Here is a 24,416-nt window from a genome sequence, read left to right on the forward strand (position 1 = left end):
GAATGCGATGAGGTGAACCGATGACGATCGACGAGCTGGCCCCGCCACACTCCGAGGCAGAGCCGACACCAGCCGTCGAACGCGCACCCCAACCGCAGCAGCCGCCTGCGGTGAAGCTCGAGAGCCCCGGACCGCCGCTGCGTGCGCTGGCGATGGTGCTCATCGCGCTGGGAATTGTGTTCGCGGGACTGGGGCTCAAAGACTTCAGCGTCAAGCCGTCGGGGGACGGGTCCGCACTACAGACGACCAGCGTGGCACCTGCGGGCGATCAGCCGAAGAAGGCCGAGGCGCCTGCGACCGCCGCCCAGGTCAAGGCCGTCGGCATCCGCGTCTTCAACAACAGCGAGGTCGTCGGCGTCGCGTCGAAGACCGCGAAGAAGCTGACCGACGAGGGCTGGAAGGTTGTCGAGACCGGCAACTCCACGCTGTCGCTCAAGCGCACCACGGTGTACTACGGCACCAGTGCCGCGGAGAAGCAGGCGGCGCTCGAAATCGCCGACCAGCTCGGCATTGCCGCAGAAAAGAAGACATCTGAGGTGTCCGGATTGGGCAACGGCGTCCTCGTTGTCCTCGTCAACTGACACAATCTCGCTAAGAGGGTCCGAGGCGCGTACTCGTGATCTTCGCGCTGGCTATGATCAGATCCACTGATCAGATCAGCTGACACCTCCAGCCCTAGGAGAATTTCGATGGCTCTGCGCTCGACGGCTCTGTGTTCGACGACTTCGCTGCCTTTCCGCCGATCCCGTGCTGTCGTGCTCTCTGTCGCGGCGCTCGGCACGGTCGGTTTGGCTGCTTGTGCTCCTCCCGGACAGGTGACCAGCACGGACAAGGGCACGCTGCCCTCGGTGTTCACGAGTTCGCCGCCGCCGGCCGGTTACGCACCGGGTGGTGAGAACGAGGCGCAGGCTCCGGTGCAGGAGGGCTCCAAGCTGACCGCGGACATCAAGGGCAGTGACGGCAAGACCATCGGCACCGCGACCTTCACCGACATCAAAGGCGCGATCGAGGTGACCATCGAGGCCAAGGGCCTGACGCCGGGCAACCACGGCTGGCACGTCCACGAGAAGAACGTGTGCGACGGCGACTTCACCTCGGCTGGGGCGCACCTCATGAAGGACAACGTCGACGTCGGCGGCCAGTTCCCGACGCTCTACGTCATGAAGGACGGCACCGGCACCCTGACCACCACGACCGACCTGTTCTCGTGGGAAGACCTGACCAACGGCGGCAACGGCCGCGCGGTGGTCATCCACGACGTGACTGACACCACCAAGCGCGTTGCTTGTGGTGTGGTCAAGGAATAGCGGTCCGGTCGTTCCTTAGCCCAGACCATGGCGATCGAGCATGGGCTCAAGCCCTCTCCGGGGTTCAGTTGGGCTCGTCGCGGCGGAAGTATTCCGTTCGCAGACTCGAAACCGCACACGATAGGCGTCGAATGGGAAGTCGCGCTCGTCGATAAGACGACGCGCGACCTTTCCAATTCGGCGGCCGACGTGCTCACTGAGCTGGACCTCCCCGCGCGGGATGGAATTCCCCAGGTCACCAAGGAGTTCCTCCGGAACACCGTCGAGATCGTTTCCGGCGTGCACAACACGGTCGGCGAAGCGGTCGGCGACCTTTCCGAGACACTGGGGAAGGTTCGCGCGGCCACCGATCGGCTCGGCGTCGACATCATGTGCGCGGGCACGCATCCGTTCGCACAATGGTCGCAACAGCTCGTCACGCCCGATGCGCACTATCAGGAGATGATCGAGCGCACGCAGTGGTGGGGCCGGCAGATGCTCATCTGGGGTGTCCACGTGCATGTCGGGCTTTCGCATTCGTCGAAAGTCTTTCCGATCCTGAATTCGCTGCTGCTGCAGTACCCGCATTTGCTCGCGTTGTCGGCGAGTTCGCCGATGTGGGCGGGTGAGGACACTCACTACGCCAGCAACCGTGCGCTGATGTTCCAGCAGCTGCCGACGGCGGGCCTTCCGTTCCAGTTCGATGACTGGCACCAGTTCGAATCGTTCGTCCACGACATGATGAAGACGGGCGTCTTCGATCAGCTCGGCGGTATGCACTGGGACATCCGCCCGGCGCCGAAGTGGGGAACCATCGAGGTTCGAATCTGTGACGGTACGTCGACCAAGGCAGAGCTCGCTGCGCTCGTGGCATTGATTCAAACGCTCGTTGTCGACCTGGATCGCCGACTCGAAGCGGGCGAGGAACTGCCCAGCATGCCGCCGTGGCATGTACAGGAGAACAAGTGGCGCGCGGCCCGCTATGGACTCGACGCGATCATCATTCAGGACGCCGATGCAAATGAACGTTTGGTGACCGAGGACCTCGATGATCTGCTCGATCGCCTGATGCCGGTGGCCAAGTCGATCGGGTGCGCCGACGAGTTGGCCGCGGTTGCCGACATCCCGCGTCGCGGTGCCTCGTACCAGCGACAACGTCGCGTCGCGGAGGAAAACAACGGTGACCTGAAAGCGGTCGTCGATTCGCTGGTGGATGAACTGAAAGAGTGATCTACTTCACCGTGAGTTAACCGGAGATTTCCTTCCGGTTAGCTCAGATGTAGCATTGAAAAATGCTTATCGACGACCCACGCTTCCGCAGGGTTGTCGAAGCAGGTATCGCGCCGCTTCAGGCTGCCACTTTGGTGCGTCCGCGCCTGCGTCCGATGGCCATCGCGCTCGTCCTCTTCGGTGCCGCGTTCACCATCGGAATGCAGGTCCTCGCCGGTACGTACCACGTACGCGGCCCGTTCGTCGCCGTCGCGCAGGACCTGTTCTCGACTCCGCGATCGTCCGAGGTCTACTTCGCCGGCTTGGCGATTGCGCTCGTCGGAATGACCAATCGCGTGCGAGTTTTCGCCGTCGCCGCAGCGGTGCTGCTGCAGGTCGCCTTCGTAGCTGAGCGCTTGCTGCGGAATGCCCCTTTTGCCCTGGGTGACGGACCGCTGTATGTCCTGTTCGGGTTGGCTGGTCTCGCCGTCTTCTGGTGGAAGGGCGAGCAGCGTCAACGTGCGCTGAAGGCGTTGTCGATCGGGCTTGTCATTCCGCTGGCCACCAAGCTTGGGGACACCTGGCTGCTCGTTTCCGCCGCTGCGCTACCCCGCGTTGACGATCAATATCTGCGCGTCGCAGACCACGCGCTCGGCAACCCGTCGTGGGTCGTCGGACAGGTTCTCGAGTTCCTCGGACCGGTGGCGTCGGGCATCGTGCACGTCGTCTACATCGAGCTTCCGGTGGCCGCGATGGCTGTCGCGGTGTACCAGTTGCTGCCGTATGCGAAGGGGATCGGTGCCTGGCCGCGTCATTACATCGTGCGCACGTTCGTGGTGATCGCGTTCATCGGCCCGCTGTTCTACATGATGTTCCCGGTCGTCGGTCCGGCTTACGCGTTCGGCCCCTTGGGCCACGGCTTCGCCTTGAACAACTCGTGGCCGTCGCAGGTGACGCCACCGTCGTTTGACGTGTTCTCGTTCGAGTTCGACAATTTCACCCCGCGTAACTGCATGCCGAGCCTGCATACCGCGTGGGCTCTCGCGATCTTCATCCACACGCGCCGCGGTCCGACGTGGTTGCGCTACGGCGGCACGTTCTGGCTCGTGGCAACCCTCACCGCCACGCTTGGCTTCGGTTACCACTACGGCGTCGACCTCATCGCCGGTGCAGTTCTCACGCTCACCATCGAAACCGCACTTCGCGATCCGCAGCGGGGCTGGGATGCGGCTCGCATTCAGCTCGTCGCGCTCGGATCAGGACTGTTCGCGATCCTGCTGGTGAGCTACCGGTATCTGCCGCTGTACTTTGCCGAGCACCCGTTCGTGTTCGGTCCGCTGCTGGTGGCGTCGGTCGCGGGCATGGGAACGATGTTCTACGGCCAGTTCTTCGCCGAAAGCGGCACGAAGGTGGCCGCTTTCGCCGGCCAACCGGTGCGGGGCTAGAAACCGGCTCCGCGATGTGACCGGCGCAAACCGGCACGTCACAGCGGAGCAAAGTCATAGTTTCCTTTGCGGCGCTGCACGGGACCGAAGTGTGCCGGCTAGCCGAAAAACCTAGGCCTGCCTCTCCCGCGCGTACGCCTCGAGAATGGCGATCTGTCCCGGGTCGAGTGACGGTCGAACGGTGTTCCTCGCGGCTGCCATATCCGCGGCGCTCACTTCGGCCGCATCGACACTGCGACGCATCGCCGCCAAGGCTGCCTCCCGCAGCAGAGCAGAGCAGTCCGCCGCTGAGTACCCCTCGAGGTCTCGGGCGATCGCTTGGAGGTCGACGTCCTTCGCGAGCGGTACGGACCGTGCGGCCGTCGACAGGATCGCCACCCGCGCGTCGGCGTCCGGCGGTGGCACGTAGACGAGTCGTTCGAGCCGCCCGGGACGCAGCAGCGCTGGGTCGATGATGTCCGGGCGGTTGGTCGCACCCACGACCACGACATCGCGCAGCGGTTCGACGCCGTCGAGTTCGGTGAGCAGAGCAGCGACGACGCGGTCTCCAACACCGGAGTCGACGCTGCCGCCGCGTCGCGGGGCGAGTGCGTCGACCTCATCGAGGAACACGAGAGAGGGCGCGGAATCCCGAGCGCGAGCGAACAGTTCACGGACCGCACGCTCGGAGGAACCGACCCATTTGTCCATGAGTTCGGCGCCCTTGACGACGTGCACGCTCAGTTGTCCGGTGCTCGCGAGGGCCCGGACGAGGAACGTCTTGCCGCAGCCGGGCGGTCCGTATAACAGGACGCCCCGCGGCGGATCGATGCCGAGGCGCGCGAACGAATCCGGATGCCGCAACGGCCAGAGGACCGCCTCGGTGAGCGCCTGCTTCGTCTCGACCATGTCGCCGACGTCGTCGAGGGCGACGGTACCGATCGCGAGTTCCTCGGTTCCGGAGCGGGACAACGGGCGGATGACACCGAGCGCGCCGATGAGATCGGACTGGATGACCGCCGGGTCCTCGCGCGAGACGCGGGCTCGGGCGGCGGCCCGCAGTGACGCCTCGCGGCACAGCGCGGCAAGATCGGCGACGACGAATCCGGGTGTGCGCACGGCAATCTGATCGAGGGCGAGGTCTCGCGAGGGAACCTTGCGAAGGAGCAGCTCGAGCAGCGCTTTGCGGGTCTTCGCATCGGGCAGCGTGAGCGCGAGTTCGCGGTCGCAGAAATCCGGGTTGCGGAGACGGTTGTCGACGAGCTCGGGATGCGCGGTCGTGGCGATGAAGGCGACGCCTGGGGTTTCGATCGCGCGTTTGATCTCGCCCAGGATGATCGTCCCGACGGGCTCGGCCGTCGCCGGGAGGAGCGTGTCGATCTCGGTGATGAGCAGGACGCCCCCGGGGATGACATCGTCGACCGCGCGAGTGACGGCGCGAAGCCGTCCCTCCGCTTCGAGGGCGCCGATCGATGGACCGTCGAGGCTCGAGACGACTCGATTCGCGAGCACCGCCCGCGCCATCGTCGACTTGCCGCCACCGGCGGGCCCGGAGATGAGCACGCCAAGCCGCGGCGAGGCACCGAGAACCTTGAGAAGACCCGGTTCGTCGAGAGCGAGGCTGAGCCACTCGGTGAGCTTCGCAGCCTGCGGGTGCGAGCCGGGCAGCTCATCGGCGGAGACCGCCGGAAGTGCCTCATCGGGCTTCTGCCGCTTGACCATCCGCACGCTGCGCAGCGGGGTGACCTTGCCCGTGGCGGACCAGGACACGGCGGTGTTCGGCTGGATGCTCACCGGTCCGTCGCCCGGATCGACCGAGGTGACCGTCAATAGTTCGGAGGTCCAGGCGATGCCGAACGTCTGGGACAGTGTGCGGGTCGTCGTACTTGTGCTGGTGCCCGGACCGAGGTCCCGCGGCAGCAGCGACACCGCATCTCCGACGCTCACGACCTTGCCGAGCAAGGCTTGACGGAGCGTTGCCGTGTTGATCGAGGTGGTGGCCAGCGACGAACCGGATACGCACACCTGGCGGCCACCGAAGACGGTCACCGGTGCCACGACGACGGTTCCCGAGTCACTGATCCCGGCATTGGACAGCGTGACGTCGTCCATGAGGATCGTGCCCGTCGGCGTGCCGAGCGGGGCGATTCCGGCGACGGCCGCAGTCACCCGCGAGCCGGTGAGGGCGATCCCATCCCATTCGCGCAGACCGAGGGCCGTGAGGGCCTCGGGATGGAGCCGCACCACTCCGCGACGCGTGTCTGCAGCTGAGGTGTTGAGGCGCGCAGTCAGGGTGAGTTCGGGCATCCAGTGACTCGTCTACCGCCGACGTGCTGAGTGGTTCGCCTTGGACGGACCACTTGGGCGTCGCAGGCCCAGGCGGCTGGCGCCCCGCGACGGCGACGAGCGACGGATCGCCCGGCGTTCGGCGGGCTTGCGGTCCCAGATCTCCGGCCGCGCCGCGACCCAGCGCTGCGAGCGGATCGCGAACGGGATGTGCAGAAGGTAGATCCCCACCAGGATCAGCAGCAGGATGCGCGGGTAGGTTACGAGCGCGCCCGCGGCGATGACCACCAGCACGAGAAGAATCACGGCCAGACGCGGCGGCACGTTGATCGACTTCATCGCCAAGGTCGGAATCCGGCTGACGATCAAGGCCGCCGAGAACAACGTCCAGATGGCGACCAGCGGGAAGTTCGTCCACCAGCCCTCGCCCCACTGGGCGAACGCGACAACGGGAACCAACGTCATCAGAGCACCGGCCGGCGCGGGTACGCCGACGAAGTAGTCCTTCGTGTAGCTCGGTTGGTTCGCGTCGTCCATCAGCGTGTTGAAGCGCGCGAGGCGCAGCACGATGCTCACGGTGTAGATGAGCGCGATGATCCAGCCGAATCGGTTTCCGTTGAGGAGTAACGAGTACAGGATCAACCCGGGTGCGACGCCGAACGAGATCGCGTCGGACAGCGAGTCGAGCTCGGCGCCCATCTTGCTCGTCGCGTCGAGCAGGCGCGCGACCCGGCCGTCGAGTGCGTCGAAGATCGCGGCCGCACCGATCAGAAGCAGCGCGATGTCGGTCTCGCGATCGAGCGCGAACTTGATTGCCGAGAGCCCGGAGGACAAGGCGAGGATGGTGATGACGCTGGGCAACAAACGGACCGGCCGCGAGTGCTTCCGTGCCCGGTGGCCGACTGTGCTTCCCGATGCCGCGTTCATCAGCGCGCGCTTTCCGGCAGCTCGGCGAGGATCGTCTCCGCGCCGACTGCCCGCTGCCCGACCTCGACGAGGAGCTTGGAGCCCTGCGGCAAGAAGGTGTCGACCCGCGAGCCGAAGCGAATGAGGCCGTAGGTCTGACCGCGCTGCAGTTGGTCACCCACTCCGGCGTGGCACACGATCCGGCGCGCGATGAGGCCGGCGATCTGAACCACGATGACCCGCTGGTCGCCGTAGGTCGCGAGAACCATCGTGTTCCGCTCGTTGTGGTCGCTGGCCTCCGCGAGATCGGCCGACATGAATTTGCCCGGCTGGTGGATCACCGCGTGCACGGTGCCCTCGACGGGAGCGCGCTGGACGTGGACATCGAGCACCGACAGGAAGATGCTCACGCGGGGCAACGGAGCGTCGCCGAGTCCGAGTTCGGCTGGCGGTGCGGCTTCGTCGACGAGCGTGATGGTGCCGTCCGCGGGTGCTACGGCAACGCCCGGACGCGTCGGCGGGACGCGATTGGGGTGCCGGAAGAAGGCGGCGCACGCGAGGGCGGTGAGCTGTCCGGTGCGGCGAATAATGGTGTGCCTGCGGCCGAGTGCGGCGATCGCGAGCGGACCGAGAACGAACGGTGCGCCGTCTGGGTGAATCGGCGGAACCGACGTCTTGACCAGTTCGACCATGTGGCCGATCGGGGACTTCTCGGGAGTTCCCTCCGGGTAGGGGCGGCGTGCCACAGATTCCTCTTTGGTTCTTAGTCGTTGCTCAGCGATCGCTCACTGAGCAGTCGAAACACGTTTCGCGCAGGGGCGCGTTCGAGTAACAAGGTTAACGTTAACCGTCAGGCGCTTCGACTGTTCGGTAATCCCTGCGGCGGTAGCGCATTTGGGCGGCGGGAGTGTCTCCCTTGACGAGGAAATAGGGTCCCGTAACCTGAGCTTGACTCAATTTTACGAACCGTGACGTGGTTCGATTCCCTCGGGTGGGTATCGACAGTTTCTCCGCGTCACGTCGCACCTTTGGAGATGACACCATGCCCGCAAGCATTGGGAGCCCGTCGGGGATCTCGCACGTCGCAATGATGGGTATCGGCGCATACCGTCCGGTCCGGGTCGTCCCGAACGCCGAGATCATCGAGGCAATCGACTCCAGCGACGAGTGGATTCAGACCCGTTCCGGTATTCGTTCTCGCCGCTTTGCGGGCGAGGGCGAGACGGTCATCACCATGGCCACCGCAGCTTCCGAGCAGGCCATCCGCTCAGCGGGAATCGACGCCGCGCAGATCGATTGTGTGATCAACGCGACGTCCACGAATTTCCAGCAGACCCCGCCCGCGGCGCCGCAGATCGCCTCGGCGCTTGGCATCACCGGGACGGCCGCGTTTGATCTCGGCGCCGGATGTTCGGGCTTCTGTTACGCGCTCCAGGTCGCCGCCGACATGATCCGCGGCGGCAGTGCCCGTCACGTGCTGGTGATCGGTGCGGAGAAGCTGAGCCCGACCGTGAATCCGCGCGACCGCGGCACTGCCTTCATCTTCGGTGACGGCGCCGGAGCGGTGATCGTCGGTCCGTCGGACGAAGAGGGCATCGGTCCCGTCACCTGGGGTTCGGACGGCGAACTCGGCCGCGCGATCGGCCAGACCAAGAACACGCTCGACTACATCAACGAGGTCGAGGCCAACGAGTTGACCGGTGCGAAGACCGAGCGTCCCTACCTCGCGATGGAAGGCACGATGGTCTTCCGTTGGGCCGCTTCGACTCTCGAGAAGGCACTGCGCGACGCCGTCGACAAGGCGGGCCTGTCCATGCAGGACATCGAGGCGCTCATCCCGCACCAGGCCAATGGCCGAATCACCGACGTGATGGCCAAGCACCTCAAGCTGTCGGAGAACTGCGCGATCGCGCGTGACATCGAGGAGACCGGCAACACGTCGGCCGCTTCGATTCCGCTGGCCATGGAACAACTGCTGTCCAGTGGTGCCGCGAAGCCGGGTGCGACCGCGCTGCTGCTCGCCTTCGGTGCGGGTCTCACGTGGGCCGGCCAGGTTGTGAAACTCCCGAAGATCGTCGCCTGAGGGGTCTGCGCGCCTTCACCTGTTCGTAACTCTAGAGGTGGACGATAGGTAGAGGGTCGCCACCGACGGGCAGTCATGGGAGGTTCGGCGTGGATCTGAACGGATTTTTGCGTCGTCATTTGAGTGAGGCAGTGCCATTGTCGAAGCTGCAATGGGTCGATGAGACTCCGGACAGCTGGTCGAGTGAGCAGCTCGAACGACTTGTGACACCGCGCGAAATCGAACTGGTTCGCCTCGGCCGTAGTTAGGTCGGGGCGTTCCGCCTTTTCCGGGACCCACTATCGCTTAGCGGCCGTCCTAAGACACTGGACGTACTCGCAGAATCTGATCGTCACCGCCGTTGTCGGTGGTGACGAGGAGCGAGCCGTCGGGCTGACTTTGCACGGTTCGGATGCGGCCGTAGGTGCCGTTGAGTTCGGGCAACTGAGTGACTGCCGTGACGGACTTCCCGTCCGTGGACAGTTTCAACAGGCGGATTTGCTGGCCCTTCAAGGCAGCGACGGCGATCGCGCCGGACCAGTTTCCCCACTCCGTGCCGAGAAAGGTCAGTGCGCATATGGCGATCGTCGAGGCGCCCGAACTCCACACCGCGGGAATTGCTCCGGGGACGCGGTCGGGGTCGGTCATCGGCACTGATTCGTCGTACCAATCGCCGCTGCGGTCGGGTTTCCAGCCGTAATTGCCGCCCGGGACGATGCGGTTGACCTCGTCGTCGACGTCCGGCCCGTGCTCGGCGGTGTAGATCGTTCCCGTCTTGGGTTGGACGGCGAGGCCTTGAATGTTGCGGTGACCGAGTGTGAACACCAGGCTATTCGGGAGGGGATTGCCCTCCGCGGGCGCACCGGTTCGGGAATCGACCCGGAGGACTTTTCCGCCCAGGGAGTTCGGGTCCTGCGAAACCTTCGGTTGCGCGGAGTCACCGGTCCCGATGAGCAGGGTGTCCGAGTCTTCAAGTATTAGCCGACAGCCGCCGTGACGTCCCGTTCGCGAGGGGAGCCCGGAAATGAGTACCCCGGTCCGTTCGAGACGCTGCCAGTCGGTGCTGACTCGCCAGGTGACGACCCGGACGTCCTGCTGGACGCCGTGCGTGTAGCCCTGGCAGCTGAACAGTTCTCGCGATGTGTCGAAGTCGGCCGCGAAAGCCAGGCCCATCAGCCCGGTTTCGCCCCGCGCGAACAAATCCGAGAGGTCGGCATCGATCGGTTGCGGTTCGGTGACACCAGGGCGCAATGCCACGAACCGGCCGCTACGCTCGCCAGTCAGGATGGTTCCGTCGGGCGCGACCGCGACGTCCCACGGGTGGTCGAGACCATCTGCCAGCGTCGTGATGTCGAGCTTGGGAAGGTCTGCCGCGGGTTCCGGGCCGGCGGACCCGCAAGCGGCGAGCACGAGCATTGCGGCGGTCGCCGCAACGTGAGCCCTCATTGGTCCGAGAGTAGACGCGAGACGGTTCGCACGGTTGGAATCAACCTTGCACTCGACCGACCCGAGTGCCAAGATGGCTTTGGCACTCGCTACACTCGAGTGCTAGGTCGGGACGGTGAGGCTGCCTATCAGTCGTCCGTCGCGGGCACCGAGCCTGGCCATCGCACACAGTCAATGCCTCATGGAGGAATAACTCGCAATGGCCAAGATTATTGCGTTCGACGAAGAGGCTCGCCGCGGCCTCGAGCGGGGCCTGAACGCCCTCGCCGACGCTGTCAAGGTGACCCTCGGCCCCAAGGGCCGCAACGTCGTTCTGGAGAAGAAGTGGGGCGCCCCCACGATCACCAACGACGGTGTTTCGATCGCCAAGGAGATCGAGCTCGAGGACCCGTACGAGAAGATCGGTGCGGAGCTCGTCAAGGAAGTTGCCAAGAAGACGGACGACGTCGCTGGTGACGGAACCACCACCGCAACCGTTCTGGCTCAGGCGCTCGTTCGCGAGGGTCTGCGCAACGTTGCCGCCGGCGCTAACCCGCTCGGCCTGAAGCGCGGTATCGAGAAGGCTGTCGCGGCAGTCACCGAGAGCCTGCTCTCCACCGCCATCGCCATCGAGACCAAGGAGCAGATCGCTGCTACCGCTGGTATCTCCGCTGGTGACGCTTCGATCGGTGAGCTCATTGCCGAGGCGATGGACAAGGTCGGCAAGGAAGGTGTCATCACCGTCGAGGAGAGCAACACCTTCGGCCTTCAGCTCGAGCTGACCGAGGGTATGCGCTTCGACAAGGGCTACATCTCGGGCTACTTCGCAACCGACGCCGAGCGTCAGGAAGCGGTTCTCGAGGACGCTCTCATCCTGCTCGTCGCGAGCAAGATCTCGACCGTCAAGGACCTGCTCCCGCTGCTCGAGAAGGTCATCCAGTCGGGCAAGCCGCTGATGATCATCGCCGAGGACGTTGAGGGTGAGGCTCTTTCGACCCTCGTCGTCAACAAGATCCGCGGCACCTTCAAGTCGGTTGCCGTCAAGGCTCCGGGCTTCGGTGACCGTCGCAAGGCTCAGCTCGCCGACATCGCCATCCTCACCGGTGGAGAGGTCATCAGCGAGGAGGTCGGCCTCTCGCTGGAGACCGCAGGCCTCGAGCTGCTCGGTCGCGCCAAGAAGATCATCGTCACCAAGGACGAGACCACCATCGTCGGCGGTGCCGGCGAGCAGGGTGCGATCGACGGCCGCGTGAACCAGATCCGCTCGGAGATCGAGAAGAGCGACTCGGACTACGACCGCGAGAAGCTGCAGGAGCGCCTGGCGAAGCTCGCCGGCGGTGTTGCGGTCATCAAGGCCGGAGCTGCTACCGAGGTCGAGCTCAAGGAGCGCAAGCACCGCATCGAGGACGCTGTCCGTAACGCGAAGGCTGCCGTCGAAGAGGGCATCGTCGCTGGTGGTGGCGTTGCGCTGCTGCAGTCGGCGCCGGCTCTCGACGCGCTCAACCTTACGGGCGACGAGGCAACCGGTGCGAACATCGTTCGCGTCGCGCTGTCGGCTCCGCTGAAGCAGATCGCGTTCAACGCCGGCCTCGAGCCGGGCGTCGTCGCGGACAAGGTCAGCAACCTGCCGACCGGCCACGGCCTGAACGCAGACACCGGCGAGTACGGCGACCTGCTTGCCCAGGGTGTCGCTGACCCGGTCAAGGTGACCCGTTCGGCGCTGCAGAACGCGGCTTCGATCGCTGCTCTGTTCCTCACCACCGAGGCTGTCGTCGCCGACAAGCCGGAGAAGGCTGCCGCACCGGCAGCTCCGGGTGGCATGGACGGAATGGACTTCTAAGTCCACCTCACCAACAAAGCCGGGCGGTTCGCTAATGCGAGCCGCCCGGTTTTTGGTTGTTCATCGGGTTTGCTCGGAGACCGCTACGCTTGCCGGGTCCGTCCGTTTTGTGAATTTCAGGAGTGCAATGTCAAAGCGCGTTGTTGTGAAATCTGTTGTGGCAGCGGTCGCGGCCGCAGCCGCGGTGACAATGGCAGCGCCACCGGCAAGCGCACAGCTAACCTCGTACAGCCTTTATTTCGGCCCCACCCAAGACGCTGCGCATCTGCAGATCTCTTACACCGTCACCACCAACAAGCCGCCGGTGACGTGCAAGTGGTCCGCAAAGGACCTGGATCAGTTCGGGAACGTCAAAGCGGGCGCTCGGGTCTACAACTCGACGGCCCCCGCTTCGTTCAGCATCACCCTAGGACCGTATGAATTCGGGCACCGCGTGCAGGTCAACATGGCCTGTCGTGACGGCAGCGGAGATTCTGCCGTGAACGATGGGCTATTCACGTCGGGTGCACCCATCTAGGCCGCCACAGCAAGAAGAGGCCGGTCCCTGTTCCAACAGGGCCGGCCTCTTGCTGTTCGTCCATTGTGGATCTAGTTCTGCCCCCACAGAATCTGGAATCCACCGTTGTTCAGGCTGAGCCCGCCGCCACTGTCACCGTTGCCGAGTTTGAGTGAGGCGCCGCCCACGGTAACTGTGGTGGTGCGGTCACCGGGCCGATCAATTGTTATGTCAGCACTTGCGGTGGCCGACCCGAGGGCACCTAGCGTGATGGCTCCAATGACAATGGAGCCTGCCGCCAACCGCAACCCAAATCGCTTTGTCATTGTCGAACTCCAACCTCGAAAGTGGTTGTCCTTTCAACCACGAACAGAAGTCTTCCACCGGTCAATATCAACTGGAATGCCTGAAGGTTGAATTGGCAACAATTTGCAGGCGGTTTGCAATATTCGCAAAACGGACGCACAACACGCTTGGCGGCACCCTCTGAGTTAGTGGGTTGTGCTCGCGGTAGTCTCAACCACGATGACACGCGCAGCGCTAGGACGAACTTACGCTGGTCAGGCCATTGCCGACCGCCAGAAGGAACGTCGCGCGCGCTTCTTGGAATCAGCGTTGACGATTTTCGCGCAGGATGGCTATTCGAATAGTTCTGTTGGTGCGATATGTCGCGCCGCCGGATTGTCTTCCCGTCAGTTCTATGAAGAGTTCTCCGGTCGTGAGGACGTGCTCGTCGAACTGTTCCAGAACATCGAGGCGGAGTCGATGGCAGCGGTCGCCGACGCCGTTGCCCAGGCGGGTGGCCGCGGAATAGAGGCCGTCATTCAGGCCGCGACGCGCGCCTATATCCAATCGGTTGCGAGCGATCCACGTCGCGCCCGCGTCGGACTCGTGGAGGTGGTCGGTGCGAGCCCGCGGGTCGAGGAAGTCCGCCTCGATCAGCGCAAGGTGTGGGCCCAGATGGTCCTCGGTATTGCGCAGCACGCTGCCGAGTCGGGGGAGATTCCGAGCGGCGACTACGCGATCCGGGTCAGTGCCGTCATCGGTGCGATCAACTATGTCGTCTACGACTGGAGCGTCGCGGACCCGAAGCCGGACATCGAGACCGTGATCAGCGTGCTGTCGCGGTCGCTCATCGGCGCGATGGCCTCTTAGGGCATGTCTGACAAATCCCATCTGGCGCCCCTGGTGCCAGTCCACCGGCCAGCTGCGTTGGCGTTGTCGCCGATACAACCCCGGTATCGGCTCCGCCGCCGCCTTGCTGGACCGGCGGCCTGACCCCCAGCGGCATCCAGCCGGATTTGTCAGACACGCCCTAGCTCTCTTTCTCGTCCGGGGTCAGCGACCCGTCCGGGGAGAGGTGTCGCATCATCTCCTTGACGACGCGCACCAAGTGCGGGCTGTCGACGCGATAGAGCTTGTGCCGCCCCTTCTTCCGGGACTTCACGATTCCCGCGGCGCGCAGTTTCGCCAGTTGTTGGCTCGCCGCTGGAACGTTCGCGCCCGTCAGTTCGGCGAGCGTCGTCACGTCGTATTCGTCGGACGCCAGGAGCCACACGAGGTGTAGTCGGCCAGGCACGGACAGCAGATCGAACGCCGTGGCAGCGGCGTCGAGCTGTTCGGTGGTGACGTGCGGGAGTGGCTTGGGCATTCTGCTCGCGAACTGTTCGTCGGGTCACTTGCGCAACAAATTGAATCATGTCACCTGGCTCACGCCCTACGTAAGGAAGGCGTAAAGATCGCCGAGGCTCGCGTCAGGAGTCCATATGCAGCCGTTCAGTCGGCCTTCAGCAGAGCGATTCTTCCGGTGTCCTCATCGATCGAATTGTGGAAGGAACGCTGATGGCCGACGTGGCCTATGCGGTGCTCTTGGTTGCCGTTTTCGCGTTGTTGGTAATCGCCGTCAAGGGGTTGGAGAAGCTGTGAATGCGACAGGTCTGGTGGCCAATGTGCTCGCGGGAACACTTGTTGTGCTCCTCATTGTGTATCTGTTCGTGGCGCTGATCCGGCCGGACAAACTCTGATGGCCGCGTGGATTCAGCTCGCCGCGCTGATCGCGGCGCTCGCCATCGTCTATGTTCCGCTCGGCGACTACTTGGCGCGAGTTTTCACGACGACCGAGCACTCGAAAGTCGAACGCGCGATTTATCGAGTGGCTCGGATCGATCCGGAGTCCGAGCAGCGCTGGCCGGTCTATGCGTTGAGTGTTCTCGGCTTCTCATTCGTGAGCGTGGTGGTGCTCTATCTACTGCAGCGGCTACAACCGTTGCTCCCCTTTTCTTTCCACCGCGGATCGATTCCACCGGGAATGGCGTTCAATACCGCGATCAGCTTCGTCACCAACACGAACTGGCAGTCCTACGTCCCCGAGACGGTCATGGGCCACACGGTTCAGATGGTCGGCCTGACCGTGCAGAACTTCGTGTCGGCGGCCGTCGGTCTGGCGGTGGCCATGGTGTTGATTCGCGGATTCGTGCGGCAGCGCACCAACCGGTTGGGCAATGCGTGGGTTGACATCGTGCGCGGAACGCTGCGCATCCTGCTGCCACTGTCGTTCATCTTCGCCCTCGTTCTCGTTGCCGGCGGTGTGGTGATGAGCCTTCATTCCGGCGTCTCAGTCGACGGGCAGACCGTCGCCATTGCGCCCGCCGCGAGCCAGGAGGCGATCAAGGAACTCGGCACCAACGGCGGCGGAATCCTCAACGCGAACTCCGCGCATCCCTTCGAGAACCCGAGTGCCTGGACGAACCTTGCCGAGATCTTTCTGCTGCTCGTCATCCCGGTCTCGCTGACGCGCACCTTCGGCACGATGGTCGGCAACCGGAAGCAGGGCTACGTCCTGCTGAGCGTCATGGGCACCATCTGGGCCGGGATGTTGGCTGTCATGTGGTGGTCGGAGGCGCACGGTCTGCGGCCGATGGAAGGCAAGGAAGTCCGCTTCGGCATCCCTGGTTCAGTGCTGTTTGCCGACTCGACCACAGGCACATCGACGGGCGCAGTGAATGCCATGCACGACAGCTTCACTGGATTCGGTGGTGGCGCGGCGCTGCTCAACATGCTTCTCGGGGAGGTCACGCCGGGTGGCGTGGGTACGGGACTGTACGGAATTCTCGTGATGGCGGTGATCGCCATGTTCCTCGCCGGGCTCATGGTGGGACGCACGCCCGAGTACCTCGGCAAGAAGCTGGGGCGGCGCGAGGTCACGGCCGCCGCGGTTTCGATCCTCGCGATGCCCACGGTCATGCTGGTCGCGGCGGGGATCGCGGCAGTCCTGCCGGGCACCGGCAGTGCCTTGAACAACCCAGGCGCGCATGGACTCTCGGAGATCCTCTACGCCTATGCGTCCGCGTCGAACAACAACGGCAGTGCCTTCGCGGGAATCACCGTGACCAGCGACTGGTTCCAGGCCTCGCTCGGTGTGTGTATGGCACTCGGACGGTTCATCCCGATCGTCGCGACACTCGCGCTCGCAGGATTCCTGTCGGAGCAGAAGAAGGTCCCCGTCACAGCCGGCACGTTGCCGACCACCGGGCCGCTGTTCGCCGCCTTGCTCGGCGGCGCGATCGTGCTGGTCGCGGCTCTCACTTTCATTCCGGCCCTTGCTCTCGGGCCCATCGCGGAGGGTCTCCTGTGACCACGACAATCCCCAACCGAACTCCCGAACAGATTCGGGAACGCCATGCCGAGAAGTTTACGTCGCGCCGCAGGCCATGTTCTGGCGACCTCGGCCATCACGTTGCTGCCGGCGTCTTCAATCCGCAGCAACTCGTGAAGTCGCTTCCGGATGCACTTCGCAAACTGCACCCGATGCACCAGGTGCGAAACCCGGTCATGTTCGTCGTGTGGGTGAGTTCCGCCCTCGTCACCGTGTTCGCGGTGACCGATCCCAGCGTCTTCGCGATCCTCGTCGCGATGTGGCTGTGGTTCACCACGTTGTTCGCGAACCTGGCCGAAGCGGTGGCCGAAGGCCGAGGCAAAGCTCAGGCGGAGGCTCTGCGCAAGACGAAGAAGGACGCGGTCGCACGTCGGCTCGTCGACGGCGGCGGCGAAGAAAGTGTGCCAGGAACAGATCTGAAGATCGGCGACCTTGTCGTCGTCGAAGCGGGTGAGTCGATTCCGGGTGACGGCGACGTCATCGAAGGGATTGCGACGGTTGACGAGTCCGCGATCACCGGCGAAAGTGCACCGGTCATTCGCGAGTCCGGCGGTGACCGGTCTGCGGTCACCGGAGGCACCACAGTCCTGAGCGACCGCATTGTCGTCCGCATCAGCACCAAGCCCGGAGAGACGTTCGTCGACCGCATGATCGCGCTCGTGGAAGGCGCGGAGCGACAGAAGACACCGAACGAGATCGCGCTGACGATCCTGCTGTCGACCCTCACGATCATCCTGTTACTGGCGGTCGTGGCCCTGCAGCCGTTCGCGGTCTATTCGGGTGCCACCCAGTCGGTCGTCGTGCTGTCGGCGCTGCTGGTGTGCCTCATCCCGACGACGATCGGTGCACTGCTTTCGGCAATCGGTATCGCCGGCATGGACCGCCTCGTGCAGCGGAACGTGCTCGCAAAGTCGGGAAAGGCGGTGGAGGCTGCGGGCGACATCGACACCCTGCTGCTCGACAAAACCGGCACGATCACCTGGGGTAACCGTCGTGCGACCGAGCTGATCCCGGCCGCCGGCGTTTCCCTCGACGAACTCGTCGACGCTGCTCGCTTGTCGAGCCTCGCGGACGGAACTCCGGAAGGCCGAAGCATCGTCGACCTCTGCGCCGCCGAACATGGCCGTGCAAGTGAACCCACGGACCACGAGAAGACCGGAGAGTTCGTCCCGTTCACGGCACAGACCCGCATGAGCGGGATCGACCTCGACGGGCGGTGCGTGCGTAAGGGCGCGGCCAGCGGCTTCGAGTCGTCTGCGGAACTCCAGGCGGTCGTGGACAGCATCAGCGCCGACGGCGGCACTCCGCTCGTCGTGGCCGAAGACGGCCGCGTTCTCGGGGTCATCCGTCTGTCCGATGTCGTGAAACCCGGCATGAAGGCGCGGTTCGCCGAGCTGCGCGCGATGGGCATCCGGACTGTCATGGTCACTGGAGACAACCCGCTCACGGCCGCGGCGATTGCCAAGGAAGCCGGAGTCGACGACTTCCTCGCCGAAGCAAAGCCCGAAGACAAGATGGCGCTCATCAAGGCCGAGCAGGAGGGCGGTCGCCTCGTCGCGATGACCGGTGACGGCACGAACGATGCGCCCGCTCTCGCGCAGTCTGATGTCGGTGTCGCGATGAACACCGGTACATCGGCGGCCAAAGAGGCCGGCAACATGGTCGACCTCGACTCTGACCCGACCAAGCTCATCGAGATCGTCGAGATCGGCAAACAGTTGCTCATCACGAGGGGTGCGCTGACGACGTTCAGCCTCGCCAACGACATCGCGAAGTACTTCGCGATCCTGCCCGCGATGTTCGTGGTCCTGTATCCGCAGCTCGACCGGCTGAATGTCATGCACTTGGCGACGCCGAAGTCGGCGATCTTGAGTGCGGTGATCTTCAATGCGCTGATCATCGTGGCGCTGATCCCGTTGGCTTTGCGCGGTGTCCGGTACACGCCGTCCAGCGCCTCGGCGCTCCTTCGCCGCAACCTGCTCATCTACGGCCTCGGCGGTGTGGTCACTCCGTTCCTCGGCATCTGGGTGATCGACCTCCTCGTATGCCTCATCCCGGGAATTGGGTGACATCAATGAATGCACTGGTGAAGCAGTCGATGGCAGGCCTGCGGGTGCTGCTCATCCTGACCGTGATCACGGGAATCCTGTACCCGGCGTCGGTGTGGGCGGTCAGTCGAATTCCGGGTCTGCATGACCGCGCCGAAGCCGTGAACACCACGTTGGTGGGGGTCGATCGGGACGGCGATCAGTGGTTCCACACCCGGCCGTCCGCGGCGACCCTGCCGGCATCGGGTGCATCGAATAAGGGCGAACACAATGCCGACTACGACCAGGTGATCCTGCAGCGCCGCACGGAGATCGCGGCGCGCGAGGGCGTTCGGATCGACCAGGTTCCCGAGGACGCGGTGACCGCGAGTGCATCGGGCCTCGACCCGGACATCAGCATCGCCTATGCGGATCTCCAGGTGAAGCGCGTCGCCAAGGCGCGTGGACTGAGCGTCGAAGCCGTGCGGCAACTGGTCGAAAAGGCAACGCACGGGAGGATTCTCGGATTTCTGGGGGAGCCGCATGTCAACGTCACCGAGCTGAATCGGCTCCTCAGTGCACACTGATGATGTGCAACCCAAACCGCGGCGCGGCGAACTGAGGATCTACCTCGGCGCCGCGCCCGGCGTTGGCAAGACGTACGCGATGCTCGGCGAGGCGCACCGCCGCCGCGAGCGGGGAACCGATGTCGTCATCGGGCTCGTCGAAACGCACGGCCGATCCAAGACCGCCGAAATGGTGCAGGGTTTGGAGGTTGTTCCGCGGCACACGGTTCGGTACCGCGGGATCGAACTCGACGACATGGACATCGATGCGATTCTCGCGCGCAAGCCCGAGGTCGCGGTCGTCGATGAGCTCGCGCACACCAACGCACCCGGCTCCCGCAACAAAAAGCGGTGGCAGGACATCGAGGAGCTGCTCGATGCGGGGATCGACGTGCTTTCGACGGTCAACATTCAGCACCTGGAATCGCTCAACGATGTCGTGGAGCGGATCACCGGCGTCGAACAGCACGAGACAGTTCCGGACGAAGTCGTCCGGCGGGCCGAGCAGATCGAGATCGTCGACATCACGCCGGAGGCCCTGCGCCGCCGATTAGCGCACGGAAATGTGTACGCCGCGCACAAGATCGACGCCGCCTTGAGCAACTACTTCCGGCTCGGGAATCTCGGTGCTCTCCGGGAGATCGCGCTGTTGTGGGTTGCCGACCAGGTCGACACCGCGTTGCAGAAGTACCGCGGCGAGCAGGACATCACCGAGACCTGGGAAGCCCGCGAGCGGGTCGTCGTGGCGATCACGGGTGGACCGGAGAGCGAGACGCTGATTCGGCGCGCGCGTCGAATCGCGCAGCGGTCGAGCGGCGATCTGCTCGTTGTGCACGTGATGCGCGGAGACGGACTACAGGCCGCCTCGCCGGAATCGGTGACCAAGTGCCGCCAGATCGCCGACGATCTTGGCGCGTCCTTCCACAGCATCGTCGGTGACGACGTTCCACGGGCCCTGCTCGACTTCGCCCAGGGTGTCAATGCGACACAGGTTGTGCTCGGCACGTCTCGGCGGTCCCGGTTGGCGCGGCTGTTCGACGAAGGCATCGGGACGGCCGTCATCCAGCGATCGGGTGCCATCGACATCCATATGGTGACCCACGAGGAGTCTCGTCGCGGGATTCGCTGGGATCGGTCGCCCGGCGTCATGACACGGGCCCGGCGGTTGTCGGCCTGGTTTCTCGCGCTCGTGGCGCCCGGCCTGGTCACGGTGTTGGGCGTGGCTTTCCCTGGCTTGCTGAACTATGCCAGTGACATCGTGGCGATGTTCCTCGCGATCGTGCTCGTGGCACTTCTCGGTGGAGTGGGCCCAGCGGTGTCCGCCGCACTCATCGGCGCGGTTCTGCTGAACTACTACTTCACTCCGCCCATTCACACCTTCACGGTGTCCGAGCCCGAGAACCTGTTGACCCTGGTCGTGATGCTGATTGTCGCGGTGCTGGTCGCGCTCGTCGTCGACCGCGCGGCACGGTTGGCGGTGGCGAGCGCTCAGGCCAGGAACGAGGCCGCCCTCCTCGGTTCCTATGCGCGAACCGTGCTCGCTGATCCGGACCCGCTGCCAAATCTGCTCGAAAAGGTCCGCGAGAACTTCGGCCAGTCGTGCGTTGCGCTTTACACGCAGGAGTCGGGCGACTGGACAGTGATCGCCAGTGCCGGATCGTCGCCACCCGCTGACCCAGGCGAAGCCGATATCGATATCGCGGTTTCCGACGACGTGCATCTCGCGCTGGTGGGAAAGGCTCTCCCGGCCGTTGATCATCGGCTGGTCGAGGCCGCCGCCGGGCAGGCTCTGCTGGCGTTGCGACAGCAACGGCTGGCCGCTGATTCCGCCACCGCGCAACGTCAGGTGGAAACGAATCAACTGCGCACGGCACTGCTCTCGGCAGTCGGGCACGACCTTCGAACGCCACTGACGTCGATCAAGGCCGCGATCGGCAGTCTCCGCGATCCATCGTTGAGGTTGTCTCCGGGCGACGTATCCGAGCTGCAGGCGACCGTCGAAGAATCGGCCGATCGGTTGGCGGCCTTGGTCGCCAACCTGCTGGACTCGTCGCGGCTTGCGACGGGCGCGGTCGTCCCGCAAATGCGACCGATTACGTATGACGAAGCGGTGGGGCGGGCGCTGCGCGGAATCGACGTTCGGCAGTCGGTTCGAGTCGAGGTCGATGAGACGCTGCCGGCGGTCAACGCCGACCCCGGTCTGCTGGAGCGAGTGATCGCGAACCTCATCGACAACGCACTGCGTCATGGACAACGCGCAGACCGTCCGACTGAGGTCGCCGTGCGGGCGAGCGAGTACGGCGATACCGTCGAACTTCGCGTCGTCGACCGGGGACTCGGACTGCCGAAGAATGCCGCCGAGCAATTGTTCGCACCGTTTCAGCGGTTGGGTGATCGGGACAGCGTGCCCGGACTCGGGCTTGGACTCAGCGTCGCGAAGGGATTCGTCGAGGCGATGGGCGGCACGATCAGTGCGGAGGACACTCCGGGAGGGGGCTTGACGATGGTCGTCTCGCTGCCGGTGGCGTCGTGACCCCGCGCATGGAGGACGACCGGAGCATCGCAGCGAGTACCGGAGCGAAGCGAGGAACGCAGCGAGGAGCGCAGGCGAGGACGGTGCGCGCATGACCCCGCGCATGGAGGACGACCGGAGAATCGCAGCGAGTACCGGAGCGAAGCGAGGAACGCAGCGAGGAGCGCAGGCGAGGACGGTGCGCGCATGACCACGGTGTTGATCGTCGATGACGAGCCACAGATCCTTCGGGCACTCCGGATCAATCTGTCGGCACGGGGCTATGACGTGCTGACCGCAGACTCCGGGAAGCGCGCGTTGGCCCAGGTCGCCGACCGCAAGCCGGACGTCGTGATCCTCGATCTGGGGCTGCCGGACATCGACGGCGTCGAGGTCATCGCGGGAATCCGAGGGTGGAGCGAAGTGCCGATCATCGTGCTCTCGGCACGGTCGGAATCAATCCGGAAGGTGGATGCCCTCGACGCGGGCGCCGACGATTACGTCACGAAGCCATTCGGAATGGACGAGTTGTTGGCCCGGCTCCGCGCGGCCGTGCGGCGAACGCAGGTGAAGCAGGGCGACGAGCCGGTGGTGGTGACCGACTCGTTCACTGTCGATCTCGCCGCGAAGAAGGTCATTCGCGACGGCACCGAAATCCACCTGACCCCGACGGAGTGGGAAGTGCTGGAGATCCTGGTTCGCAACCCGGGAAAGCTCGTCGCGCAGAAGCAACTGCTCACCGAAGTGTGGGGGCCGACGTACCACAGCGAGACCCACTATCTGCGGATCTATCTGGCGCAGCTGCGACGCAAGCTCGAGGTCGATCCGAGCCACCCACGTCACCTCATCACGGAGGCCGGGATGGGATACCGCTTCGAGCCCTGAGAGAGGGAGGATTGGGGCATGGAATCCGTCGCGACGCAGATGCCGGATGGAACAGTGCTTCCGGTTCGCTTGCTGGCTGCCAAGAAGGCGCGCGCGGAGCGCTCTTCGCCGGATGTCATCGAGCCCGTCGTCGTGATCATGCCGGGCATGGGTGTCGGTGGTCGCTACTACACGGTCGTCGCCGGCGCCTTGGCTGAACGCGGTTTCGATGTGGCGGTCGGCGAACTACGTGGCCAGGGCGACTGCGCGCCGAGACCGCACTCCAACAGTGTCTTCGGGTATCACGACATCGCCGCGGTGGACATCCCGGCGATCATTCAGACGGCTTTGGAGCGATTTCCAGGCCGGACGCCGTTCCTCCTCGGCCACAGCATGGGTGGGCAGTTGAGCGTTCTGTACGCGGCGCGCGCCCGGCATCTCGGCGGCCTCATACTCGTCGGTGCCGGGACGCCGTACTACAAAGGCCGCAGCGGAGTCATGTCCCCGGGAATCGTCGCGGGCAGTGCGGTGATGTCACTGGCCTCGCGGGTCGCGGGCTACTGGCCGGATCTCGTGGGCGGGTTTGGTCGCCAGTCGAAGGTGCTCATCGCGGACTGGGCTCGCCTCGCCCGAACCGGACGATTCGTGCCCACGGGCGCCGATATCGACTACGAGACGCGAATCGGCCAGATCACGGCCCCGGTCCTGTCGATCACGCTCGGCGACGACGACTTCTCACCGCCGGCCTCGGTCGAACATTTGGCCGGGAAGTTGATCGGCTCGGACGTGACGCGGTGGAACCTGCCATCACCGACGGGGCACAACGGCTGGATCCGAGACCCCGGGCTCCTCGCGGACCGGGTCGAAAAATGGATTCGAGACCGCTAGGCCGAAACGAGCCTTTTGTCTTCCAGGGACACGAATTCCCAGCCCTGGGCCTTCAGATTCCGGACGCCCGCGATGAGGCCGCCGCCGGACGGGGAATTGGGCTGGTTCATGTGCGCGAGGATGATCGCCCCGGGGACGGCCGCAGTCAGCTGAGACTGGACACTCGCGGCGCTCAGGGTGGCGCCACAATCACCATTGATCGAGAACCCGAGCGGTTGTTCACCAATCTCCGAGACGATCTGGACCGCAACGTCGTCATAGTGCGCGGTGCCCGGGCGGAAGAAGCGAGGCGCGTGGCCGCAGATGTTGGTCAGCAGTTCGTGGCATTGCCAGATCTCGTCGACCGCCTCAGCTGAGTTTGCGGTGCCGACGATGTTGTACGCGGCGCGGCCGGTGACCGAGAGAGGCACATGGCGGCTGCCGTGGTTGGCGATCGTGAACAGCGGATCGTGCGCCAAGGCGATGGTCAGGTCGCGGTTGGCCTCGATCCAGCGGGCGTTGAGGAACAGGGTCGCCGGAATGCGGTCCGCGCGCAGTGCATCGATGATCCGCTGGTCGAACCCCGATCCCCGCGGTCCGCCACACGCATCGAGCGTCAATGCGATCTGCTGTCGATCCGTCTCGAATCGGGACATGATGCCCGCCATCGCGGTGCCCCAGACAAAGGGTTGGGCAGAAGCGTGCTTCGCAGCGACCTGGGCGGGGTCGACGTGGGGATTGGCCGCCACCGCGCGGTTCTGCTCAAGCCTTTTGCGAGCAGTGGCATCGAGTTCGGCTGCCGAGGCTGCGGCGCCTCTGCGCACTGCTCCGGCGCCGGTGAACCCGGCGACTCCGATTGCGCCGGTCAGCACGGTGGCAGACACGAAGGCGCGGCGAGACAGCGGTCGCTGCATCGCGGATCGGAAGGCATTGTCGTGTTTCATTTCGAATGAAAACAATATCGGCAAGCCAAATGAATTCGCGTTTCATG

General features: G+C 64.7%; 22 protein-coding genes. 15 read left to right on the top strand and 7 right to left on the bottom strand.

Annotated features, from left to right (window positions below; genetic code table 11):
• The first annotated feature begins 20 nt into the window (after nt 1-20).
• The 4 genes from F600_RS0100820 to F600_RS0100835 all read left to right on the top strand — a co-directional run bounded on the left by F600_RS0100820 (nt 21) and on the right by F600_RS0100835 (nt 3,940).
• Complete coding sequence (locus F600_RS0100820) at nt 21-581, top strand: LytR C-terminal domain-containing protein (RefSeq protein ID WP_018158676.1); 561 nt, start codon at nt 21-23, stop codon at nt 579-581.
• Between the two features lie 108 nt (nt 582-689).
• The gene (locus tag F600_RS26320; RefSeq protein ID WP_081628654.1) at nt 690-1,307 is read left to right on the top strand and encodes a superoxide dismutase family protein; all 618 of its coding nucleotides are present in this window, start codon (nt 690-692) and stop codon (nt 1,305-1,307) included.
• A gap of 27 nt (nt 1,308-1,334) precedes the next feature.
• A complete protein-coding gene (locus tag F600_RS0100830) occupies nt 1,335-2,516 on the top strand; it encodes a glutamate--cysteine ligase (RefSeq protein WP_018158678.1) in 1,182 nt (393 codons plus the stop codon).
• A gap of 62 nt (nt 2,517-2,578) precedes the next feature.
• Entirely contained in the window at nt 2,579-3,940 is a 1,362-nt protein-coding gene (locus F600_RS0100835) for a phosphatase PAP2 family protein (RefSeq protein WP_018158679.1), read from the top strand.
• 111 nt (nt 3,941-4,051) lie between these two features.
• Here F600_RS0100835 and F600_RS0100840 read toward each other — a convergent pair whose 3' ends face one another.
• From F600_RS0100840 to F600_RS0100850, 3 genes are read right to left on the bottom strand one after another with little or no spacing between them, the layout of a single operon-like run.
• A complete protein-coding gene (locus F600_RS0100840) occupies nt 4,052-6,226 on the bottom strand; it encodes an AAA family ATPase (protein ID WP_018158680.1) in 2,175 nt (724 codons plus the stop codon).
• Between the two features lie 12 nt (nt 6,227-6,238).
• A complete protein-coding gene (gene pssA / locus F600_RS0100845) occupies nt 6,239-7,132 on the bottom strand; it encodes a CDP-diacylglycerol--serine O-phosphatidyltransferase (RefSeq protein ID WP_018158681.1) in 894 nt (297 codons plus the stop codon).
• Nucleotides 7,132-7,857 (bottom strand): phosphatidylserine decarboxylase, encoded by a 726-nt coding sequence (locus F600_RS0100850; RefSeq protein ID WP_018158682.1) that lies wholly within the window; start codon nt 7,855-7,857, stop codon nt 7,132-7,134. Before F600_RS0100850 ends, pssA begins: the two co-directional genes overlap by 1 nt.
• 296 nt (nt 7,858-8,153) lie before the next feature.
• Between F600_RS0100850 and F600_RS0100855 the strand changes: the two genes are divergently transcribed.
• Nucleotides 8,154-9,194, top strand: a complete 1,041-nt coding sequence (locus tag F600_RS0100855) for a beta-ketoacyl-ACP synthase III (RefSeq protein WP_026306025.1) — start codon at nt 8,154-8,156, stop codon at nt 9,192-9,194.
• 297 nt (nt 9,195-9,491) lie between these two features.
• Here F600_RS0100855 and F600_RS0100865 read toward each other — a convergent pair whose 3' ends face one another.
• A complete protein-coding gene (locus tag F600_RS0100865) occupies nt 9,492-10,619 on the bottom strand; it encodes a PQQ-dependent sugar dehydrogenase (protein WP_026306026.1) in 1,128 nt (375 codons plus the stop codon).
• Between the two features lie 199 nt (nt 10,620-10,818).
• Between F600_RS0100865 and groL the strand changes: the two genes are divergently transcribed.
• Complete coding sequence (gene groL / locus F600_RS0100870; RefSeq protein WP_018158686.1) at nt 10,819-12,438, top strand: chaperonin GroEL; 1,620 nt, start codon at nt 10,819-10,821, stop codon at nt 12,436-12,438.
• A 127-nt stretch (nt 12,439-12,565) separates the two neighbouring features.
• The gene (locus tag F600_RS0100875; RefSeq protein WP_156024340.1) at nt 12,566-12,955 is read left to right on the top strand and encodes a hypothetical protein; all 390 of its coding nucleotides are present in this window, start codon (nt 12,566-12,568) and stop codon (nt 12,953-12,955) included.
• A 71-nt stretch (nt 12,956-13,026) separates the two neighbouring features.
• Here the strand turns inward: F600_RS0100875 and F600_RS31430 are convergent, their stop codons facing one another.
• Nucleotides 13,027-13,260 (bottom strand): hypothetical protein, encoded by a 234-nt coding sequence (locus F600_RS31430; protein WP_156024341.1) that lies wholly within the window; start codon nt 13,258-13,260, stop codon nt 13,027-13,029.
• Nucleotides 13,261-13,459: 199 nt separating this feature from the next.
• On the opposite strand from F600_RS31430, the gene F600_RS0100885 reads away from it, so the two are divergent.
• Nucleotides 13,460-14,089, top strand: coding sequence for a TetR/AcrR family transcriptional regulator (locus F600_RS0100885; RefSeq protein WP_026306027.1), 630 nt, complete (start codon nt 13,460-13,462; stop codon nt 14,087-14,089).
• A 160-nt stretch (nt 14,090-14,249) separates the two neighbouring features.
• Here F600_RS0100885 and F600_RS0100890 read toward each other — a convergent pair whose 3' ends face one another.
• Nucleotides 14,250-14,585 carry an ArsR/SmtB family transcription factor gene (locus F600_RS0100890; RefSeq protein WP_018158690.1) on the bottom strand — a complete coding sequence of 112 codons (336 nt, stop codon included), beginning with the start codon at nt 14,583-14,585 and terminating at the stop codon, nt 14,250-14,252.
• Between the two features lie 271 nt (nt 14,586-14,856).
• Between F600_RS0100890 and kdpF the strand changes: the two genes are divergently transcribed.
• The 7 genes from kdpF (at nt 14,857) to F600_RS0100930 (ending at nt 23,446) form a co-directional block, all read left to right on the top strand.
• Nucleotides 14,857-14,958 carry a K(+)-transporting ATPase subunit F gene (gene kdpF, locus F600_RS31435; RefSeq protein ID WP_018158691.1) on the top strand — a complete coding sequence of 34 codons (102 nt, stop codon included), beginning with the start codon at nt 14,857-14,859 and terminating at the stop codon, nt 14,956-14,958.
• The gene (kdpA, locus tag F600_RS0100905) at nt 14,958-16,568 is read left to right on the top strand and encodes a potassium-transporting ATPase subunit KdpA (protein ID WP_018158692.1); all 1,611 of its coding nucleotides are present in this window, start codon (nt 14,958-14,960) and stop codon (nt 16,566-16,568) included. The genes kdpF and kdpA overlap by 1 nt, the downstream gene beginning before the upstream one ends.
• A complete protein-coding gene (gene kdpB, locus F600_RS0100910; protein WP_018158693.1) occupies nt 16,565-18,658 on the top strand; it encodes a potassium-transporting ATPase subunit KdpB in 2,094 nt (697 codons plus the stop codon). Before kdpA ends, kdpB begins: the two co-directional genes overlap by 4 nt.
• A gap of 5 nt (nt 18,659-18,663) precedes the next feature.
• A complete protein-coding gene (locus F600_RS0100915) occupies nt 18,664-19,203 on the top strand; it encodes a potassium-transporting ATPase subunit C (RefSeq protein ID WP_026306028.1) in 540 nt (179 codons plus the stop codon).
• Between the two features lie 4 nt (nt 19,204-19,207).
• Entirely contained in the window at nt 19,208-21,715 is a 2,508-nt protein-coding gene (locus F600_RS0100920; protein WP_018158695.1) for a sensor histidine kinase, read from the top strand.
• 186 nt (nt 21,716-21,901) lie between these two features.
• Nucleotides 21,902-22,579, top strand: coding sequence for a response regulator (locus F600_RS0100925; RefSeq protein WP_018158696.1), 678 nt, complete (start codon nt 21,902-21,904; stop codon nt 22,577-22,579).
• 18 nt (nt 22,580-22,597) lie between these two features.
• Nucleotides 22,598-23,446 (top strand): alpha/beta hydrolase family protein, encoded by an 849-nt coding sequence (locus F600_RS0100930; RefSeq protein ID WP_018158697.1) that lies wholly within the window; start codon nt 22,598-22,600, stop codon nt 23,444-23,446.
• Here F600_RS0100930 and F600_RS26325 read toward each other — a convergent pair.
• Nucleotides 23,443-24,369: a polysaccharide deacetylase family protein gene (locus F600_RS26325; protein ID WP_018158698.1), complete on the bottom strand. Its 927-nt coding sequence runs from the start codon at nt 24,367-24,369 to the stop codon at nt 23,443-23,445. The two genes, F600_RS0100930 and F600_RS26325, sit on opposite strands and share 4 nt — an antisense overlap.
• Nucleotides 24,370-24,416: the final 47 nt, after the last annotated feature.

The organism is Smaragdicoccus niigatensis DSM 44881 = NBRC 103563 (genome assembly GCF_000380645.1).
Lineage (GTDB): Bacteria > Actinomycetota > Actinomycetes > Mycobacteriales > Mycobacteriaceae > Smaragdicoccus > Smaragdicoccus niigatensis.

Excerpts from the sequence above, each read along its gene's own strand:
- F600_RS0100885 (WP_026306027.1), top strand. The coding sequence starts at position 13,460 with ATGACACGCGCAGCGCTAGGACGAACTTACGCTGGTCAGGCCATTGCC.
- F600_RS0100865 (WP_026306026.1), bottom strand. The coding sequence starts at position 10,619 with ATGAGGGCTCACGTTGCGGCGACCGCCGCAATGCTCGTGCTCGCCGCT.
- F600_RS0100875 (WP_156024340.1), top strand. The coding sequence starts at position 12,566 with ATGTCAAAGCGCGTTGTTGTGAAATCTGTTGTGGCAGCGGTCGCGGCC.
- F600_RS0100930 (WP_018158697.1), top strand. The coding sequence starts at position 22,598 with ATGGAATCCGTCGCGACGCAGATGCCGGATGGAACAGTGCTTCCGGTT.
- F600_RS0100835 (WP_018158679.1), top strand. The coding sequence starts at position 2,579 with ATGCTTATCGACGACCCACGCTTCCGCAGGGTTGTCGAAGCAGGTATC.
- F600_RS0100855 (WP_026306025.1), top strand. The coding sequence starts at position 8,154 with ATGCCCGCAAGCATTGGGAGCCCGTCGGGGATCTCGCACGTCGCAATG.
- pssA (WP_018158681.1), bottom strand. The coding sequence starts at position 7,132 with ATGAACGCGGCATCGGGAAGCACAGTCGGCCACCGGGCACGGAAGCAC.
- F600_RS26320 (WP_081628654.1), top strand. The coding sequence starts at position 690 with ATGGCTCTGCGCTCGACGGCTCTGTGTTCGACGACTTCGCTGCCTTTC.
- F600_RS0100915 (WP_026306028.1), top strand. The coding sequence starts at position 18,664 with ATGAATGCACTGGTGAAGCAGTCGATGGCAGGCCTGCGGGTGCTGCTC.
- F600_RS0100830 (WP_018158678.1), top strand. The coding sequence starts at position 1,335 with ATGGCGATCGAGCATGGGCTCAAGCCCTCTCCGGGGTTCAGTTGGGCT.
- F600_RS31430 (WP_156024341.1), bottom strand. The coding sequence starts at position 13,260 with ATGACAAAGCGATTTGGGTTGCGGTTGGCGGCAGGCTCCATTGTCATT.
- F600_RS0100820 (WP_018158676.1), top strand. The coding sequence starts at position 21 with ATGACGATCGACGAGCTGGCCCCGCCACACTCCGAGGCAGAGCCGACA.
- F600_RS0100925 (WP_018158696.1), top strand. The coding sequence starts at position 21,902 with ATGACCACGGTGTTGATCGTCGATGACGAGCCACAGATCCTTCGGGCA.
- F600_RS0100890 (WP_018158690.1), bottom strand. The coding sequence starts at position 14,585 with ATGCCCAAGCCACTCCCGCACGTCACCACCGAACAGCTCGACGCCGCT.
- kdpA (WP_018158692.1), top strand. The coding sequence starts at position 14,958 with ATGGCCGCGTGGATTCAGCTCGCCGCGCTGATCGCGGCGCTCGCCATC.
- F600_RS0100840 (WP_018158680.1), bottom strand. The coding sequence starts at position 6,226 with ATGCCCGAACTCACCCTGACTGCGCGCCTCAACACCTCAGCTGCAGAC.
- groL (WP_018158686.1), top strand. The coding sequence starts at position 10,819 with ATGGCCAAGATTATTGCGTTCGACGAAGAGGCTCGCCGCGGCCTCGAG.
- F600_RS26325 (WP_018158698.1), bottom strand. The coding sequence starts at position 24,369 with ATGAAACACGACAATGCCTTCCGATCCGCGATGCAGCGACCGCTGTCT.